This is a genomic window from Pseudomonas sp. PDM24 (genome assembly GCF_019218905.1).
Classification (GTDB): domain Bacteria; phylum Pseudomonadota; class Gammaproteobacteria; order Pseudomonadales; family Pseudomonadaceae; genus Aquipseudomonas.
This window is the reverse complement of the sequence record NZ_JAHUWR010000004.1, coordinates 338,440-355,855: the sequence shown is the minus strand read 5'-3', so window position 1 is coordinate 355,855 and position 17,416 is coordinate 338,440. Positions and strand designations below refer to the sequence as shown.

Genomic DNA, 17,416 nt, shown 5'->3' with positions numbered 1-17,416 from the left:
ATCAGTTCGTTGTCTGGCGCAGCAGCATGGTGCCACCGCGCTGGGTAAATTCAAGTTTGTTCAGTGCGCTCATACCGAGCAGCACCTGATTGCCGTGCAAACCGGGCGCCACCAGCGCGCGAACGTCACGCAGCACGATGTCGCCCAATTGCAGCCGGTCGAGGCGGGTTCGATAGCCCTCGCTCAAGCCATTGGCCGTGCTCAGGGTCACCCCAAAGCCTTTTTCCAGTTTCAGCCGCTCGGCCATTTCGGCCGGGATCGACACATCGGTCGCACCGGTATCGAGCATGAACTCCACGGGCTGGCCGTTGATCTGGCCGGTAGCAACAAAGTGCCCCTGGCTGTTGCCGATCAGCTTCACTTCGATAAAGCCTTGGCCCTGTTCAGAGCTGACGACGGTGTTGGGATTCTGTTGACGCTCCTCCCACTGACCGAAGAACCGCGTCGCCAGAAATAGCGCGGCGCACCAGGCCAGCACCATCAACACCCGACCGGCGCGCTTGCCCGGCGGTTGCGGACTCATGGCTTGGCACTCCAGCCACCTTCAGGCGCAGCAAAGCGCCAGACAATCGGGCGTACCTCGCCATCGGCTCGCGCACCGTTATTGTTGTCGATGCCGATCCAGGCGCCGTCGGCGTCCACGATCAACGCCTCCGCCAGCCCATAGGCCTGTGAATAACGACGGTTTTCCTGCAAGGCCTCGGCGGCAAACGACCAGCAGCGCTCCACCTTGGCTGTCACTGCATCACGGCGGCAAACCTGAAAGACGTTGCGCTCAAGGGTAAACAGCTTGCCGTCGAACAATGACAGATCGGCAAAATCCCGGGAGCGCGCTCTGGCCTTGGGAAATTGCGCTGGCTGCATCTCCACCCCTGCCTCACTCAGCAGCACACAACCCCCCTTGCAGTCCCAGACCGTTTGCTGGCGCTTGATCAGTAGCAAACCGCGGCGCTCGCGTTCGGCGGCCAGCCACAGCGTGTCACCGGCCGGATTGATCGCCAGCCCTTCAAACAATGCATTGAAGTGCAGCAACATACCGCTGGCCCGTGCTTCGCGTACCAGCATCGGCGAGATTTTCAGCCAGGACGCAGGCCCGATTGGCGGAACTTGCAGCACCGCGGCGTGCGCTTCGCTGACGATGTAACGATTGCCGGCGCTGTCGCAGGTGATACCTTCGAAATCCAGGTTCCCGCCCCGCACGAACGATGCCACCCAAGTCCGTGAACGCAAGCCCCAAGGCAAACCGCTATCGGGCGCCACGGGTACGTCGATGCGCACGGTTTCGGCTTGCCAGGTGTTGTTGCGGGTGTCGAGGCGATAGATTTGATCATCGTCCCGATCCGAAACGGTCCATAGATCCTTGCCGCACTGGGCCAGCCCCGACAGATTGCCGCCGCGCATGCCGTCGACGGCATGCTCGGATAACAGGCGCAGCTCGGGCGCAGGCTCCGCCGAAACCGTTACCGAAGTCAGCAGCAACGCACACGCCAGGGCCCAGCCAAATCGCATCAGCCCAGAACCTCGGCCAGGTTGCCCTTGGACTCCAGCCAGGACTTGCGATCACCAGCGCGTTTTTTCGCCAGCAGCATGTCCATCATTTCCGAGGTCGCGTCGAAATCTTCCAGCGTCAACTGCACCAGACGCCGCGTGTTCGGGTCCATGGTGGTTTCGCGCAACTGCGGCGGGTTCATTTCACCCAGACCTTTGAATCGGGTGACCTGTGGTTTGCCGCGTTTCTTCTCGGCTACCAGGCGATCGAGGATGCCATCGCGCTCGGCTTCGTCCAGGGCATAGTAAATTTCTTTGCCCAGGTCGATACGGTACAGCGGCGGCATGGCGACGTAGACGTGACCGGCATCCACCAGCGGACGGAAATGCTGGACGAACAAAGCACACAGCAACGTGGCGATGTGCAGACCGTCGGAGTCGGCGTCGGCGAGGATGCAGATCTTGCCGTAACGCAGCTGGGCGATGTCCGCCGAGCCCGGATCGACACCGATGGCCACGGCGATGTTGTGCACTTCCTGGCTGGCCAGCACTTCGCCGCCGTCGACTTCCCAGGTGTTCAGAATCTTGCCGCGTAACGGCAGGATCGCCTGAAATTCTTTGTCCCGCGCCTGCTTGGCCGAACCGCCGGCGGAATCACCTTCCACCAGGAACAGCTCGGAACGCATCGGGTCCTGCCCGGCGCAGTCGGCGAGTTTGCCCGGCAACGCCGGACCTTGGGTAATGCGCTTGCGCTCGACCTTCTTGCTGGCCTTCAGACGACGGCCGGCGTTGTTGATCGCCAGTTCCGCCAGCAGCATGCCGGTTTCCGGGTGAGCGTTGAGCCACAGGCTGAAAGCGTCCTTGACCACACCGGAAACGAAAGCGGCCGCTTCACGGGATGACAGGCGTTCCTTGGTCTGACCGGAGAATTGCGGTTCCTGCATTTTCATCGACAGGACGAACGCAATGCGTTCCCAGACGTCTTCCGGCGCCAGCTTCACGCCACGCGGCAACAGGCTGCGGAACTCGCAGAACTCGCGCATCGCATCGAGCAAGCCCTGACGCAGACCGTTGACGTGCGTACCGCCCTGGGCTGTCGGGATCAGGTTGACGTAGCTTTCCTGAACGCTGTCGCCGCCCTCGGGCAACCACAGCAACGCCCAATCGACCGCTTCTTTGTTACCGGCCAGGCTACCGCAGAACGGCTCGTCCGGCAGGCGTTCGAATTCGCTGACCGCGTCCACCAGATAGGAGCGCAGGCCGTCTTCGTAATGCCATTCGACTTTCTCGCCGGTGGCCTTGTCTTCAAAACTGACCAGCAGCCCCGGACACAGAACGGCTTTGGCCTTGAGCACGTGCTTGAGGCGGCTGATGGAGAATTTCGGTGAATCGAAATACTTCGGGTCCGGCGCAAAGAACACGCTGGTGCCGGTATTGCGCTTGCCGACGGTGCCGACCACTTCCAGCTCGGTCTTTTTGTAACCGTCGGCGAAAGTCATCTGGTATTCGTTGCCGTCGCGTTTTACACGCACCCGGACTTCGGTCGACAAGGCGTTGACCACAGAAATACCCACCCCGTGCAGACCGCCGGAGAACTGGTAGTTCTTGTTGGAAAACTTGCCGCCCGCATGAAGCTTGGTGAGGATCAGCTCGACACCCGACACACCCTCTTCAGGGTGAATGTCCACCGGCATGCCACGGCCGTCATCGCTGACTTCCAGAGAGTGATCGGCATGCAGGATGACCTGTACCGATGTCGCATGCCCGGCCAAGGCTTCGTCGACGCTGTTGTCGATGACTTCCTGGGCGAGGTGGTTCGGCCGACTGGTGTCGGTGTACATGCCGGGGCGTTTGCGCACCGGGTCGAGGCCCGAGAGGACTTCGATGGCGTCTGCGTTATAAGAGCTAGCGCTGGGAGTGGCCATGGGGTCTCGTCGTCCGCCTGTAAAAAGAGTGTTCGGTGAAAAAGAGGCGACAAATCACAGTGCAGTGAAATCAATCGCCTGATACAAATCTGCGCCGATGCCGGCGAAACTCAGCATTGCCGGCAATTGCTCGGCAAAACCCTGGAAACTATGGTCGCCGCCCGCCTGGATGCGCAAGGCACAGGCCCGGTAATACTGCTGGGCGAGGCGATAATCCAGCGTTTCGTCGCCGGTCTGCAACCATACTTGAAACCGCTGCGGATCCTTGGGCGCCGGCACTTCCAGCTCGGCCAGGGCCGTTATGTGGTCGTGGGTCAATTCCCAAGTCTCATCGGTATACAGATTTTTCTGCGTCCCCAGGAACCCGTCGAACATCCGGTGCGGGCTGACGGCAGGGTTGATCAACAGGGCTTTCAAGCAATGGCGCTCGGCCAAGTGAGTCGCATAGTAGCCGCCGAGTGAGCTGCCGACCAGCAGCGGCCGCCCCAGCTCGGCAATCGCCTGCTCCAACTGACCGATGGCCTCGCGGGGATGATGATGCAAGGCCGGCACACGCAACTGATCGCTCAAGCCCAGCCGTTCCATCACATTAATCAACTGACAGGCCTTTTTCGACGCCGGCGCGCTGTTGAAACCGTGGATATAAAGGATCGAACCAGACATTTGAGCGCCCTGTGCGTCGGGTAAAGAGGCGCAGTTTACTGTAGGAGCTGTCGAGTGCAACGAGGCTGCGATTTTTTGATCTTGCTTTTAAAAACAAAGTCAAAAGATCGCAGCCTCGTTGCACTCGACAGCTCCTACAGGGGCTTTGTCAGTAGCCGTTGGAGCCGTAATCAACCTGAAAATCGAAACCGGTGACGCGCTCAACGCCTGTTTCGAGCTGGCCATTCGGCAACAACCGCAACCACCGATACCCCGGCGCCTGCTCGCTCACCTTGAAATCGTCACTGCCCGGCTCGAACTGAATGCAGGTCGAGGGCGATGCGATCAGGCGCACACCGTTGCGCACCTGGTCAATTTCCTGATGCACATGCCCCCACAACACCGCTCGCACCTGTGGAAAGCGATCCAGCACCGCAAACAACGCTTCTGGATTGCGCAAGCCAATGGGCTCCATCCATGCACACCCGATCGATACCGGATGATGATGGAAACACACCAGATGATGCCGCTCCGGTGCCTCACTCAACGAGCGAGCGAGTAACTGCAATTGCTCATCCTGCAAATACCCCGGCACCGACCCTGGCACCGCCGAATCGAGCAACGTGACCCGCCAGTTGCCGATGTCCACCACCGGCTCCAGCAGCGCACTTTGTACCGCTGCCTCGGCCATGATCTGTGGCTCGTCATGATTACCGGGAATCCAGCGGGCCGGCGCATCGATCTGCCGGGTCAGGTCACGAAACAGCTGATACGACTCCAGCGTCCCGTCCTGAGACAGGTCACCACTGGCAATCATCAGATCAATCTGCGGCTGCTGCTTCAATACCAGCTCAATGACCTGTTGCAGGCTGTCGCGGGTATTCATGCCCAGCAATGTCCCGTTCGCCTCGGCAAACAGATGGCTGTCGGAGAGTTGCACCAGCAACGCCGGATCGGCGGTGGTTAATGTGGATACGCTCGGCAAGGCGTTCTCCCAGGGCGTGATCACGGGATGGGTAAGTGCCGCAATTATGCTGGGGGACGATCAAAAGAGGAAATCTGTGAACCGGACGCAGTTCACAACTACACAGGGCTCTTAGCGCACAACAGCGTACTCGTGACCGCAAGCCAGGCAATGGCTCAGCCATTCCCCCAGGAACAGATTGAGCTGAGCCTTTTCATCCGGCTGATGCATTGCGGCGTTCGGGTAAGGATAGATGCCCCGGAAGCGTCGTGCATGTTCAGCGCTGACCACTTCGGCCATGCACGCGTCGTGATACACCTGAACTTCCAGTTGAGGCACCGGCAGCCACGGCAGGCTGTGTTCCTGGCGTATTTGCAGGGTCGTGGTGTACGGACAGACCTGCAGCACTTCGAGGGCCAGCACGCCCAGCATCTGGTCGCCATGGGTCACGGCAATGCGCCGCGCCTGCGGTTCGCTACGCATATCCGGTAGCAGTCGCATCAGGCGCGCGTAGTTGGCCTCGCAGGAGGCTTGCAGCCCCACGAGGTCGATCCGATAGCGATCGCGCAGCTTGTTTACGACCATAACCCCCTCACTTCAACGCGGTTCAAAGCCAGCCATTGCAAGGCAATGATGCTTGGCGCGTTGGCAATACGTCCGTCGCGTACGGCTTGCAGGGCATCTTCAAACGCCCAGACCGTGACGCGAATATCTTCTGCCTCTTCCTCCAGCCCATGCAGGCCGCCAACCCCGGTTGTCTCGCAACGCCCCAGGTACAAATGCACAAATTCGTTACTGCCGCCCGGCGATGGAAAATATTTGGTCATCGGCCAGAGCGCCCCGAATACAAGCCCAGCTTCCTCCTGCGCTTCGCGGTGAGCAACTTCTTCCGGTACTTCATCCTTGTCGATCAGACCGGCGACCAGTTCGATCAGCCACGGGTTATCGATCTTGCCCATGGCGCCGACGCGAAACTGTTCGATCAACACCACTTCATCGCGCTGCGGATCGTAAGGCAGCACGCACACCGCATCATGGCGAACAAACAGTTCACGATTGATCTCGCGACTCATGCCACCGGCGAACAATTCATGACGCAAGTGCACGCGGTCGAGCTTGTAGAAACCCTCGTAGCACTTTTCGCGCCGAACGATATCAACGGCGGTCGGAATGGCGTTGGCAAAATCAGTCATGACAATCCTCGTTTACTACAAATCCGTTACGAGGCTCCTTTTTGTTACTTGCAACCTCGACTTCGCGCCATCCTAACGCGCCCGCGATGTTTGATGCAGCCCCTTTCCAGTCAGCGGGATAGACGGTGAGGGCGAAACCAACTCTAATTAGCTTAGTGGCGAACTGACTGCTTCGTTGAGAGTCGAAGCGGGTAACTTTTCGCCTTTCCCTGTTTTATGAAGGACGCCCATGTCGCTTTTTAAAATCGCCTCCGTGGCCGCCATCGCCCTGACCCTGGGCGCCTGCCAGAGTTTGTTCCAGCCCAACTATCGGGCGCCGCTGGAAACTACCCGCGACGCATCGGAACAGTTGAAACCAGGCTGTGCCAACCCTGAATGCCCGTTGGTGAATATCGATACGCTGCGTTTCCCCGATGAGCCTGCACTTGACGGCATCATCGAAAAACGCCTGTTGCAAATGACCCGCACCTCACCCGAAGCCCCCGTAGCGCCAACGCTGGCGGCGTATCGCGAGCAGTTCTTGAGCAGTGCCGGGCCGCGCTACAGCAGCTACCTGCAAGCCAAGGTACGTGAGCAGCATGACGGCTTGGTGATCGTTGAATTATCCAGCTACCTGGACACCGGCGGTGCCCATGGCACGCCGGGCCGTGGTTTCATCAACTATTCACGTCAGCAGCATAAAGTGCTGACACTGTCGGATATGTTGATTCCGGGGCAGGAAGAAGCGTTCTGGAAAGCCGCCCAAGTGGCGCACAACAGCTGGCTGATCAGCACCAAGCTCGATCAGGAACCGGAGTTCGTGAAGAGCTGGCCCTTCGTGAAAACCCAGAATGTGGCGCTGACCTACGGCGGGGTGATCCTCAAGTACGAAGTGAGTACCCTTGCGCCTTACGCACTGGGCCACGTCGAACTGAAGATCCCCTACCCGCGCCTGAACGGGATTCTCAAGCCTGAACTGTTTCCCGGCCGTAGCTGAAGGCTCGACCGAGCAGCAGTTGCAGCAACCCTGCCAGTACCAGCGACGGCAGGGTTGCGCCGATGTCCGGATAGAGATTGGCCAGCAGATGATAGGTGCTCACCCCGCCCAACCAGGCGAGCAATGCCGGCCAGCGCAATGCAGCTGACGCTACGTGAGCGCTGCGCCTGCGCAGGATGAAATGATCCACCAGCACCACGCCGAACAGCGGCGCAAACACCGAACCGATCAACAACAGGAAGTTCTGGTACTGGGCCAATGGCGCCAGGCAGGCGATCAGCGTGCAGATGACGCCGATGGCCAAGGCCAGATGCTCGACTTTCAAGCGCAACAGAATCCCGCTGGATACCGCCGCCGAGTGAATATCGGCAAAGGCATTTTCCGACTCATCCAGCAAAATCAGCAGCAATGGAATCCCCAGGCCTGCACCGGCCAATGCCAGCAGCAAGGCATTCACTTCGCCGCTCGGCGCGAACGCCAGGGTGTAGGCCACGCCCAGGCTCATCAGCCAGAAGTTACCGATAAAGAAGCCCAGCGCCGTACCGCCGAAGACGTTTTTCGCACGCTTGCCGAACCGCGAATAATCGGCAATCAGCGGCAGCCAGGACAGCGGCATGGCGATCGCAATGTCAAAGCCCACGGCGAACGGCATCGAACCATCACCGGCCTGCGCCCACAACGCCGCAAGGTCGGCTTTGGCGAACAGGTTCCAGGTCAGCCAGATACACGCGGCCAGCAGCAGCCAGATACCCCACTTGCGCAAGATCTTGCGCACGAAGGTCAGTGGCCCGCTGACGGCCAGCAAAGTCGCCAAACCACCGAAGAAAACTGTCCAAAGCAGCGCACTCGACAACAGGCTGCCTTCGCTGAATGCGCGGGCGCCGAGCAGGCTGGCAGCGTCGCGCATCACGATGATTTCGAACGAACCCCAACCGATCAGTTGCAGCAGGTTCAACACCGCCGGAAGACTCGCGCCATGACGGCCCAAGCTGAGTTTGAGTGCCGCCATCGACGACAGGCCGGTGTCGCTGCCGATCACACCGACGGCGGCCAGCAACAGAACGCCGACCAGCGTGCCGAGAAAAATCGCCAGCAACGAGCCAGACAGGCCCAGACCCGGTGCGAGCAAAGCGCCGGTCTGCAATACCATCAGGCCGATGCCAAGGGAGAACCACAGGGAACACAGATCACGGCCGCCGAAGACACGTTTGTCGGTCGGCACCGCGGTATCCGGGGAGTAAGTGCTGGGTTGAATGCTCAAGGGTGTTATCTCAGAGGGATAAGTGTGTCAGTGGGATTTTTGGTGCATGAACCGGCGCTTTCGCGAGCAAGCCCGCTCCCACATTTGATCCCGGTCGTACACAAAATTTGTGTTTACAGGAGATCCAATGTGGGAGCGGGCTTGCTCGCGAAGACGGCAGCACAGGCACCGTCAATCACAGGTCAAATCAAACCTTCTTGTACAACTGACTACCTTCCTGCTTGAACCGCTCGGCCTGTTCCGCCAAGCCCTGGGCGATTTCCGCATCGACGGTTTCGATCCGCTGGTTGGCCGCGTATTCACGGACTTCCTGGGTGATCTTCATCGAGCAGAATTTCGGCCCGCACATGGAGCAAAAGTGCGCGACCTTGGCCGAATCCTTCGGCAGGGTTTCGTCGTGGTACGAACGCGCAGTGTCCGGATCCAGGCCCAGGTTGAACTGGTCTTCCCAACGGAATTCGAAACGTGCCTTGCTCAAGGCATTGTCGCGAATTTGCGCCCCCGGATGCCCCTTCGCAAGGTCGGCAGCGTGGGCCGCGATCTTGTAGGTGATGATCCCGGTCTTCACGTCATCCTTGTTCGGCAGGCCCAAGTGTTCCTTCGGGGTCACGTAGCAAAGCATTGCGCAACCGAACCAGCCGATCATGGCCGCACCGATACCCGAAGTGATGTGGTCGTAGCCCGGCGCGATGTCGGTGGTCAGCGGGCCGAGGGTGTAGAACGGCGCCTCGTCGCAGCACTCGAGCTGCTTGTCCATGTTCTCTTTGATCAACTGCATCGGCACGTGGCCCGGGCCTTCGATCATGGTTTGTACGTCATGCTTCCAGGCGATTTTGGTCAGCTCGCCGAGGGTTTCCAGCTCACCGAATTGTGCCGCGTCGTTGGCGTCGGCAATCGAGCCCGGACGCAGGCCATCGCCCAGGGAGAAGCTGACGTCGTAGGCCTTCATGATTTCGCAAATCTCTTCGAAATGCGTGTAAGCGAAGTTCTCTTTATGGTGCGCCAGGCACCACTTGGCCATGATCGAACCGCCACGGGAAACAATACCGGTCACGCGTTTGGCGGTCAGCGGCACGTAGCGCAGCAATACGCCGGCGTGGATGGTGAAGTAGTCGACGCCTTGCTCGGCCTGTTCGATCAGCGTGTCGCGGAACAGCTCCCAGGTCAGGTCTTCAGCGGCGCCGCCGACTTTTTCCAGGGCCTGGTAGATCGGCACGGTACCGATCGGTACCGGCGAGTTACGGATGATCCACTCGCGGGTTTCGTGAATGTGCTTACCGGTGGACAAGTCCATGATGTTGTCCGCGCCCCAGCGAATGCCCCAGGTCAGTTTCGCCACTTCTTCTTCGATGGACGAACCCAGTGCGCTGTTGCCGATGTTGCCGTTGATCTTCACCAGGAAGTTACGGCCGATGATCATCGGTTCCAGTTCGGTGTGGTTGATGTTGGCGGGAATGATCGCGCGACCGCGGGCGATCTCTTCACGGACAAATTCGGGCGTGATGATTTTCGGCACGCTGGCGCCGAAGCTGTGACCGGCGTGTTGCTGGTCCAGCAAGCCAGCGGCGCGGGCCACTTCCAGCTTCATGTTTTCGCGGATGGCAACGTATTCCATCTCGGGCGTGATGATACCTTTGCGGGCGTAGTGCATCTGGGTGACGTTGCCACCGGCCTTGGCGCGACGCGGGTTGTTCACGTGAGCGAAGCGCAGCTTGGTCAGCTCCGGATCTGCGAGGCGTTCCTTGCCGAAGTTCGAGCTCAAACCCGGCAGACGCTCGGTGTCGCCACGGGCTTCGATCCACGGCGAACGCACGTCAGCGAGGCCTTTGCGCACGTCGATGATGACGTTGGGATCGGTATAGGGGCCCGAGGTGTCATACACCACCACCGGCGCGTTGATTTCGCCGCCGAAGTCGGTCGGGGTCACGTCCAGACTGATTTCGCGCATCGGCACAAGGATGTCGGGGCGAGAGCCCTGGACATAGATTTTTTGCGAGCGGGTAAACGGCTGAACCGATTGCTGATCGACCTTGGCCGAGTCACTCAGATTGGTTTCGATTTTTGATTTTGTAGTCATCACGGGCTCTCCAGACACACATCCAGGCAGTGGATTTTTGTCGGAGCGAACCTGTAAACGAATGGACGCACGGGCGCTGGGAAAACCAGCTGGTGCTGTGCTCGGTGCTCGAGGGGTGTTCGATTGTCGAACAACATCCCGGACGAAGCACAAGAGGACTCGCCGGGTGACGAGAAATCTTGTTCCCTACGCAGGCGCTAACCTGATCAGGTTCAACGGGATCCGAAATTATTCGATCTCAGCCTCATAGCAAGGCACCCCGACAAGAACCCGGCCAGTCTAGACACAACCGGCAAAGAACGCCAACTCCGCAGCAAACACCATGATGAATGGCGCAATTAACGGATTGTTGCCGTGCCTGCGTGCAACTACACTCGCTACGCCGTGCCGCGCCTTGACGCTGCAGGGCGCCGCGCCGTAGCCTTGGCGCTCAAATTATCAGCGTAATTTTTATGGATGGCCTCATGCTGCGCAAACTCTCACTGGCCCTTGCCGTGTCTTGTGCGTCCAATGGAATGGCCTGTGCAGCAGAAGCGCCTTTATCGACCAAGACTGACCTGGTCAGCGTCTATCAGGAAGCGGTGGACAACAACGCCGATATCGCCGCTGCCCGCGCCCAATACGGTGCTCAGAAGGAAGTCGTGCCCCAGGCCCGCGCCGGGCTGTTGCCCAACCTGTCAGCCGGTGCCGACCTGAACAACACCCGCACCTCGCTCGACCAGCCATCGCTGACCTCGACCCGCAGTGGCACGGTGTATCAGGCGACTCTCGCGCAGCCGATTTTCCGCGCCGATCGCTGGTTCCAGTTACAGGCCGCCAAGGACGTTAACGAACAGGCAGCCTTGCAACTTTCGGCCACTGAACAGAACCTGATTCTGCAAAGTGCCGAAAGCTACTTCAACGTGCTGCGCAGCCAGGACACTTTGGCCTCGACCAAGGCCGAAGAAGCGGCGTTCAAGCGTCAACTCGACCAGTCCAACGAGCGCTTCGACGTTGGCCTGTCAGACAAGACCGACGTGCTGCAATCCCAAGCCAGTTACGACACGGCGCGGGCCAACCGGATTCTTGCTCAACGTCAGGTGGATGATGCGTTCGAAGCGCTGATCACCCTGACCAACCGCCAGTACAACTCGATCCAGGGCATCGTCCACACCTTGCCGATCCTGCCGCCGGCACCGAACGATGCCAAAGCCTGGGTCGACACCGCCGCCAAGCAGAACCTGAATTTGCTGGCCAGCAACTATGCGGTGAGCGCCGCCGAGGAAACCCTCAAGCAGCGCAAGGCCGGGCACGCGCCCACCCTGGATGCGGTCGCGCAATACCAGAAAGGTGACAACGACGCCCTCGGTTTTACCAACCCGAACCCGAACGGCGTGCGTTACGGCGGCGATGTCGAGCAGCGCACGGTTGGCCTGCAACTGAGCATCCCGCTCTACAGCGGCGGGCTGACCAGCTCGCAGGTGCGTGAGTCCTACTCGCGGCTGACCCAGTCTGAGCAGCAACGCGAAGCGCTGCGTCGTCAGGTCGTGGAAAACACCCGCAACCTGCACCGCGCCGTCAACACCGACGTCGAGCAGGTACAGGCCCGCCGACAGTCGATCATCTCCAACCAGAGCGCGGTGGAAGCGACCGAAATCGGTTATCAGGTGGGAACGCGCAACATCGTTGACGTGCTCGATGCCCAGCGTCAGCTGTACACCTCGGTGCGTAATTACAACAACACCCGCTACGACTACATCCTCGACAACCTGCGCTTGAAGCAGGCCGCCGGCACCTTGAACCCGGGGGATTTGCAGGACCTGACGCGTTACCTCAAACCCGACTACAACCCGGACAAGGATTTCCTGCCACCGGATCTTGCCAAGGCGGCGGCGGAGCAGTTGAGGGCTAATCCGGCTCAATAAAAGCAAAAGATCAAAAGATCGCAGCCTTCGGCAGCTCCTACATTAGGATTGATGCACACCCTGTAGGAGCTGCCGAAGGCTGCGATCTTTGTTTTTTCTAACGCTCGATCAACCGCCCCAACCCATCCAGCAACCGCTGCAACGCCCCCTGATTGGTGCGCATCACTTTCAGCCCCGCCTCTGCCATCCGCTGCGCATCACTCGGCAATTCGAACAGCCGCTGCACTGCCAGCGCCAGACCTTCGGCATCATCGACCTCGGCCAACGCCCCGGCACTGCGCAACTGCGCGGCGATTTCGAGGAAGTTGAACAGGTGTGGCCCGCTGAGCACCGGTTTGGCCAAGGCCGCCGGTTCCAGCAGGTTATGACCGCCGTTGGGCACCAGGCTGCCGCCGACAAAAGCGCTGTCGGCCAAGGCATAGAGAAACAGCAACTCGCCCATGGTGTCGCCCAACAGCACCGAAGTGTCTGCGGTAACCGGCTCGCCCGTCGAACGCCGCACCGTGGCGAATCCCTGCTGCCGGCACAACTCGAACACCGGGTTGAAACGCTCCGGATGACGCGGCACCAGAATCAGCAAGGCATCGGGATGATTGGCCAGCAGCCGACGATGGGCAGCCAGCACCACGTCGTCTTCGCCTTCATGGGTACTCGCGGCGATCCATACCGGACGCTCTTGCGCCTGCCATTGCCCACGCAACTCGCCGGCACGCTGCAGCAGTTGCGGGTCTATGGTCAGGTCGAACTTGATCGAACCGGTCACTTCGACGGTTTCCGGGCGCGCGCCCAAATCGCGGAAGCGCTGTGCCTCGGCTTCGGTCTGCACCGCGAACAGGCTCATCTCGGCGAGCATCGGCCGGGTCAATTTAGGGAAGCGGCCATAGCCCTTGGCTGAGCGTTCGGACAGTCGTGCATTGGCCAGCGCCACGGGAATCCCGCGTTTGGCGCATTGGTGGATATGGTTGGGCCAGAGTTCGGTTTCCATGATCACCGCCAGTTTCGGGCGGGCTAGATCAAGGAATCGCGCCGCGGCGCAGGGCAAGTCGTAAGGCAGATAGCAGTGCTGAATGCGCGGCTCGTTGGCGAACAGTGCCTGGATGCGCTCGGACCCGGTCGGGGTCATGCAGGTGACGGTGATCGGCAGCGAAGGATAACGCTGCAGCAAGGCGCGGATCATCGGCGCGGCGGCGATGCTTTCGCCCACCGACACCGCGTGTACCCAGATACCGCCCGGCTTCATTGCCGGTAGCGCGAGGGAGAACCGTTCGCCAATACGCTTGGCGTACGCCGGTGCTTTGCGCGCCCGTAGCCAAAGCCGAATCGCCACCAATGGCAGCCCCAGGTAAAACAGCGCGGTGTAGAGAGTTCTATTCATGGCGGCGGAGTTTATCGGTTTTTTAGCCGATCGCCTGCAAGTGCACGGCAAAACGTTCAGCCAGCCAACGGGCCGCCGGGCCGAGGGGTTCGTCGCGGCGCCAGACCAGTTCGACAATCAACGCTGGCGGCGTCCATTCGCTGACCAGTTCGACCATCTGATTCTGATACGCCGGGTACTGCACCACATGTCGCGGCAACCAGGCCCAGCCAAGGCCGCGCATCACCCATTCAGCCATCACATAGAAACTGTCGGCGCGCCAGACCTGCGGGCTGGCCGGCTCACTGCCGGGATAGACGCTGGATTGCGTGGACATCAGCAACTGTCGATGCTGCGCCATTTGCTGGCAATCGACCTGCGCCTGCTTCGCCATGGGATGCCCGACGCCGCACACCGTCACCATTTCGACGCTACCCAGCACCCGCCGCTCGAGGGCTTCGGGAATTTGCTCATGATAAAACAGCAAGCCCAGATCAGCCCGGCGCTCCACCAATTTGCGCGCGACATCACCCTGGGCGGCGCTGGTCAGCTGCACTTCGAGGCTGGGAAATTTTTCTGCCAGGGCCTCGAAGCTTTCAACCACCGCTTGATAGGGCATTGCTTCGTCCTGAGCCACACGCAGACTCGCTTCCTGGCCGCGCATCATCGCCAGCGCCCGGCCATTGAGGCGCTCGCATTGGCGCAGCACTTCCCGCGCCTCCTCAAGCAGGGCGGTGCCGGCTTCGGTGAGTTTCGGCTGACGACCACTGCTGCGATCGAACAGGCTGACGCCCAGGTCCTCTTCCAGCAGCGCAATCGAACTGCTGACCGCCGACTGTGCCTTGCGCTGATCCCGCGCCACCGCGGAGAACGAACGCTGTTCCGCGACGCTGACAAACAAGCGCAGCTGTTCCAGATTCCATTGCATGTTCATGGCTCAACCCATCTTCAGAACAGATAGGTAATGACTTTACCGCATCTGGCGAATCTCTAGAATGCCGACCTCAGAAAGCAACGCTTCACACGAGGATTGACCCATGACCGCTTACTACTACCTGGCCATCGCCATCTGCGCCGAAGTGATCGCTACTGTTTCGATGAAAGCGGTCAAAGGTTTCAGCACGCCACTGCCGCTGCTGCTGGTCATCGTTGGTTACGGCATTGCTTTCTGGATGCTGACCCTGGTGGTGCGCAGCGTTCCGGTGGGCGTGGCCTACGCGGTGTGGGCCGGCATGGGCATCGTGATGGTCAGCGTTGCGGCGCTGTTTATCTACGGGCAGAAGCTGGATGTGCCGGCGATGCTGGGGATGGCGCTCATCGTATTGGGTGTCGTAGTCATCCAGCTTTTCTCCAAAACCGCCGGGCATTAAAACCCGAAGTGCGATCCATTGTGGGAGCGGGTTTGCTCGCGAAGAGGGGTTGTCAGTCGACATCTATGTTGCCTGACACACCGCTTTCGCGAGCAAGCCCGCTCCCACAGGTTTTGCATCCATCCGATTGATCACCAACAATCCCCTTTTCTTCGAGTCTGTATACTGCGCCCTCGTCTTGAACACTGAGGTCGCTGCATGCCATCCGTTATTTCCACCGACGTTCTGATTGTCGGCGCTGGTGTCGCCGGCCTCTGGCTGAATGCGCGTCTACGCCGTCAGGGTTTTTCGACCGTGCTGGTGGAAAGCGCCAGCCTCGGTGGCGGGCAGAGCGTGAAGTCCCAGGGCATCATCCACGGCGGCGCCAAGTACGCGTTGCACGGCGCCCTGACCGGCGCCTCGGAAGCCATTGCCGACATGCCGCGTCGCTGGCGTGAAGCGCTGGCCGGCGACGGTGAGCTGGACCTGTCTGGCGTGCGTCTGCTGTCCGACGCCCATTACCTCTGGTCCCCCGGCACCCTCGCCGGCAACCTCACCAGTTTCTTTGCCAGCAAAGCCGTGCGCGGTCGGGTCGATCAGGTCAAGGGCGAACAATTGCCGCCAGCCCTGCAAGACAAGCGTTTCAAGGGCAAGGTCTATCGCCTGGCGGAATTGGTGGTCGATGTGCCAAGCCTGATCCAGCGCCTGGCCGATCTGGCTGGCGACGGCTTGCTGGCCGGTCAGCACATCGAACCGTTGTTGGAAAACGGCGAACTGGTCGGCTTGAAAGTCGACGAGCGCGAGATTCGCGCCCAGCGCATCGTCCTCAGCGCCGGTGCCGGCACCGCCGATCTGCTCACGGCGCTGGGCCTGAGTCAGCCGGCCATGCAGCGCCGCCCCCTGCACATGATCATCGTCAAAGGCCCGGGCCTCAAACCGCTGTACGCCCATTGCCTGGGCGGCGGGCCGAAGCCGCGCATCACCGTGACCACCCACCCGGCCGCCGATGGCCAATGGGTCTGGTACCTGGGAGGCGATATCGCCGAAGCCGAAGGTGTGGCCCGCGATCCTGCGGCGCAAATCGCCACGGCGAAAAAAGAACTCGGCAACCTGCTACCGTGGATCGACTTGAGCACCGCGCAGTGGGCGACCTTGCGAGTGGAGCGTGCCGAGCCGCTGCAATCAGGCCTGACCCGCCCGGACAATGCCTTCCTCGCCGAGCAAGATCGCCTGCTGGTGGGTTGGCCGACCAAACTGGCCCTGGCTCCGGACTTCGCTGACCGCGTCCTCGCCGCACTGCAACGCGACGGCATCCAGCCGAGCCATCCGGCGCCGCTGCCGGAACTGCCAAAACCGCCGATGGGCGTCCCTGCCTGGGAGCAACTGCTGCCATGAGCCAACCCACCCTGCACGATCTGCATCGCCCTTTGGGCAGCACCGGCCTGCTGGTTTCGCCCTTGGGCCTGGGCACGGTGAAACTTGGCCGCGATCAAGGGGTGAAATACCCCAATGGCTTCCAGATCCCCGGCGATGACGAAGCGCGCATGCTGCTCAAACTCGCGCGCGACCTGGGCATCAACCTGATCGACACCGCGCCGGCCTATGGCCGCAGCGAAGAGCGTCTTGGCCCGTTGCTGCGGGGTCAACGTCAGGACTGGGTGATCGTCAGCAAGGTTGGCGAAGAATTTGCCGACGGCCAGTCGCACCACGACTTCAGCGCCGCCCATACGCGCCTCTCGGTGGAACGCAGCCTGCAACGCCTGGAAACGGATGTTATCGATCTGGTGTTGGTGCATTCCGACGGCAACGACCTGGCGATCCTCAATGGCAGCGAGGTCTATGCGACCCTCGCCGAGCTCAAGCGCGAAGGCAAGATTCGCGGCTTCGGTTTTTCCGGTAAAACCGTCGAAGGCGGCTTGAAGGCTCTGGAACAAGGTGATTGCGCGATGGTCACCTACAATCTGAACGAGCAGAACGAGAAGCCGGTCATTGACTATGCTGCTGCTCACGGCAAAGCGATCCTGGTCAAAAAAGCCTTGGCCAGTGGCCACGTCTGCTTGAGTCCGGGTGTGGACCCGGTGCGCGCCAGCTTCGAGTTGTTGTTTGAACACCCGGGTGTGGCCAGTGCTATTGTCGGGACCATCAATCCGCTGCACCTCGCCCACAACGTCGCGACCGTTGCCCAGGTCCTTCATAGGGTCTGTTGACGTTTGGTGACGACCGCGACGCCGGCCCTTCGGGTTGCGCGCCAAACGTCAACAGACCCTAGCCATTGATGCCGCC

16 protein-coding genes and 1 riboswitch are annotated in these 17,416 nt (G+C 60.5%); of the genes, 5 read left to right on the top strand and 11 right to left on the bottom strand.

Features of this window, described 5'->3' with window-relative positions; genetic code table 11:
• Position 1: 1 nt before the first annotated feature.
• The 7 genes from KW837_RS16140 to KW837_RS16110 all read right to left on the bottom strand — a co-directional run bounded on the left by KW837_RS16140 (position 2) and on the right by KW837_RS16110 (position 6,212).
• The gene (locus KW837_RS16140; RefSeq protein ID WP_218397175.1) at positions 2-523 is read right to left on the bottom strand and encodes a TIGR02281 family clan AA aspartic protease; all 522 of its coding nucleotides are present in this window, start codon (positions 521-523) and stop codon (positions 2-4) included.
• Positions 520-1,509 carry an esterase-like activity of phytase family protein gene (locus tag KW837_RS16135; protein ID WP_218397173.1) on the bottom strand — a complete coding sequence of 330 codons (990 nt, stop codon included), beginning with the start codon at positions 1,507-1,509 and terminating at the stop codon, positions 520-522. Before KW837_RS16135 ends, KW837_RS16140 begins: the two co-directional genes overlap by 4 nt.
• Positions 1,509-3,413 carry a DNA topoisomerase IV subunit B gene (gene parE, locus KW837_RS16130; RefSeq protein ID WP_218397171.1) on the bottom strand — a complete coding sequence of 635 codons (1,905 nt, stop codon included), beginning with the start codon at positions 3,411-3,413 and terminating at the stop codon, positions 1,509-1,511. The genes KW837_RS16135 and parE overlap by 1 nt, the downstream gene beginning before the upstream one ends.
• Positions 3,414-3,467: 54 nt before the next feature.
• Positions 3,468-4,076 (bottom strand): YqiA/YcfP family alpha/beta fold hydrolase, encoded by a 609-nt coding sequence (locus tag KW837_RS16125; RefSeq protein WP_192346003.1) that lies wholly within the window; start codon positions 4,074-4,076, stop codon positions 3,468-3,470.
• Between the two features lie 148 nt (positions 4,077-4,224).
• A complete protein-coding gene (gene cpdA, locus KW837_RS16120; protein WP_218397169.1) occupies positions 4,225-5,040 on the bottom strand; it encodes a 3',5'-cyclic-AMP phosphodiesterase in 816 nt (271 codons plus the stop codon).
• 111 nt (positions 5,041-5,151) lie between these two features.
• Positions 5,152-5,604 (bottom strand): DUF1249 domain-containing protein, encoded by a 453-nt coding sequence (locus KW837_RS16115; RefSeq protein ID WP_218397167.1) that lies wholly within the window; start codon positions 5,602-5,604, stop codon positions 5,152-5,154.
• Entirely contained in the window at positions 5,595-6,212 is a 618-nt protein-coding gene (locus KW837_RS16110) for an NUDIX domain-containing protein (RefSeq protein WP_123500105.1), read from the bottom strand. The genes KW837_RS16115 and KW837_RS16110 overlap by 10 nt, the downstream gene beginning before the upstream one ends.
• Positions 6,213-6,441: 229 nt before the next feature.
• Here KW837_RS16110 and KW837_RS16105 point away from each other — a divergent pair, with 229 nt between their 5' ends.
• Positions 6,442-7,188: an RsiV family protein gene (locus KW837_RS16105; RefSeq protein ID WP_123500103.1), complete on the top strand. Its 747-nt coding sequence runs from the start codon at positions 6,442-6,444 to the stop codon at positions 7,186-7,188.
• On the opposite strand, the gene cytX is transcribed toward KW837_RS16105, so the two are convergent.
• Positions 7,157-8,449 carry a putative hydroxymethylpyrimidine transporter CytX gene (gene cytX / locus KW837_RS16100; RefSeq protein ID WP_218397165.1) on the bottom strand — a complete coding sequence of 431 codons (1,293 nt, stop codon included), beginning with the start codon at positions 8,447-8,449 and terminating at the stop codon, positions 7,157-7,159. The genes KW837_RS16105 and cytX overlap by 32 nt on opposite strands.
• Positions 8,450-8,636: 187 nt before the next feature.
• Positions 8,637-10,526, bottom strand: a complete 1,890-nt coding sequence (gene thiC / locus KW837_RS16095; RefSeq protein ID WP_192346009.1) for a phosphomethylpyrimidine synthase ThiC — start codon at positions 10,524-10,526, stop codon at positions 8,637-8,639.
• Between the two features lie 166 nt (positions 10,527-10,692).
• Positions 10,693-10,798: riboswitch (TPP riboswitch) on the bottom strand.
• A gap of 192 nt (positions 10,799-10,990) precedes the next feature.
• Between thiC and KW837_RS16090 the strand changes: the two genes are divergently transcribed.
• Positions 10,991-12,430, top strand: coding sequence for a TolC family outer membrane protein (locus KW837_RS16090; protein ID WP_218397163.1), 1,440 nt, complete (start codon positions 10,991-10,993; stop codon positions 12,428-12,430).
• A gap of 97 nt (positions 12,431-12,527) precedes the next feature.
• Here the strand turns inward: KW837_RS16090 and waaA are convergent, their stop codons facing one another.
• Positions 12,528-13,805: a lipid IV(A) 3-deoxy-D-manno-octulosonic acid transferase gene (gene waaA / locus KW837_RS16085; protein ID WP_218397161.1), complete on the bottom strand. Its 1,278-nt coding sequence runs from the start codon at positions 13,803-13,805 to the stop codon at positions 12,528-12,530.
• A 22-nt stretch (positions 13,806-13,827) separates the two neighbouring features.
• Positions 13,828-14,718, bottom strand: coding sequence for a LysR family transcriptional regulator (locus KW837_RS16080; protein WP_218397159.1), 891 nt, complete (start codon positions 14,716-14,718; stop codon positions 13,828-13,830).
• Positions 14,719-14,821: 103 nt separating this feature from the next.
• Between KW837_RS16080 and KW837_RS16075 the strand changes: the two genes are divergently transcribed.
• From KW837_RS16075 to KW837_RS16065, 3 genes are all read left to right on the top strand, one after another.
• Positions 14,822-15,154 (top strand): multidrug efflux SMR transporter, encoded by a 333-nt coding sequence (locus KW837_RS16075; RefSeq protein ID WP_008004867.1) that lies wholly within the window; start codon positions 14,822-14,824, stop codon positions 15,152-15,154.
• 198 nt (positions 15,155-15,352) lie between these two features.
• The gene (locus KW837_RS16070; RefSeq protein ID WP_123500093.1) at positions 15,353-16,528 is read left to right on the top strand and encodes an FAD-binding oxidoreductase; all 1,176 of its coding nucleotides are present in this window, start codon (positions 15,353-15,355) and stop codon (positions 16,526-16,528) included.
• Positions 16,525-17,340 carry an aldo/keto reductase gene (locus KW837_RS16065; protein ID WP_218397157.1) on the top strand — a complete coding sequence of 272 codons (816 nt, stop codon included), beginning with the start codon at positions 16,525-16,527 and terminating at the stop codon, positions 17,338-17,340. The genes KW837_RS16070 and KW837_RS16065 overlap by 4 nt, the downstream gene beginning before the upstream one ends.
• Positions 17,341-17,416 lie beyond the last annotated feature (76 nt).

What these genes read in the sequence shown, in the direction of transcription:
- KW837_RS16140 (WP_218397175.1), bottom strand. Translation starts at nt 523, where the DNA reads ATGAGTCCGCAACCGCCGGGCAAGCGCGCCGGTCGGGTGTTGATGGTG.
- KW837_RS16135 (WP_218397173.1), bottom strand. Translation starts at nt 1,509, where the DNA reads ATGCGATTTGGCTGGGCCCTGGCGTGTGCGTTGCTGCTGACTTCGGTA.
- parE (WP_218397171.1), bottom strand. Translation starts at nt 3,413, where the DNA reads ATGGCCACTCCCAGCGCTAGCTCTTATAACGCAGACGCCATCGAAGTC.
- KW837_RS16125 (WP_192346003.1), bottom strand. Translation starts at nt 4,076, where the DNA reads ATGTCTGGTTCGATCCTTTATATCCACGGTTTCAACAGCGCGCCGGCG.
- KW837_RS16115 (WP_218397167.1), bottom strand. Translation starts at nt 5,604, where the DNA reads ATGGTCGTAAACAAGCTGCGCGATCGCTATCGGATCGACCTCGTGGGG.
- KW837_RS16110 (WP_123500105.1), bottom strand. Translation starts at nt 6,212, where the DNA reads ATGACTGATTTTGCCAACGCCATTCCGACCGCCGTTGATATCGTTCGG.
- KW837_RS16105 (WP_123500103.1), top strand. Translation starts at nt 6,442, where the DNA reads ATGTCGCTTTTTAAAATCGCCTCCGTGGCCGCCATCGCCCTGACCCTG.
- thiC (WP_192346009.1), bottom strand. Translation starts at nt 10,526, where the DNA reads ATGACTACAAAATCAAAAATCGAAACCAATCTGAGTGACTCGGCCAAG.
- KW837_RS16090 (WP_218397163.1), top strand. Translation starts at nt 10,991, where the DNA reads ATGCTGCGCAAACTCTCACTGGCCCTTGCCGTGTCTTGTGCGTCCAAT.
- waaA (WP_218397161.1), bottom strand. Translation starts at nt 13,805, where the DNA reads ATGAATAGAACTCTCTACACCGCGCTGTTTTACCTGGGGCTGCCATTG.
- KW837_RS16080 (WP_218397159.1), bottom strand. Translation starts at nt 14,718, where the DNA reads ATGAACATGCAATGGAATCTGGAACAGCTGCGCTTGTTTGTCAGCGTC.
- KW837_RS16075 (WP_008004867.1), top strand. Translation starts at nt 14,822, where the DNA reads ATGACCGCTTACTACTACCTGGCCATCGCCATCTGCGCCGAAGTGATC.
- KW837_RS16070 (WP_123500093.1), top strand. Translation starts at nt 15,353, where the DNA reads ATGCCATCCGTTATTTCCACCGACGTTCTGATTGTCGGCGCTGGTGTC.
- KW837_RS16065 (WP_218397157.1), top strand. Translation starts at nt 16,525, where the DNA reads ATGAGCCAACCCACCCTGCACGATCTGCATCGCCCTTTGGGCAGCACC.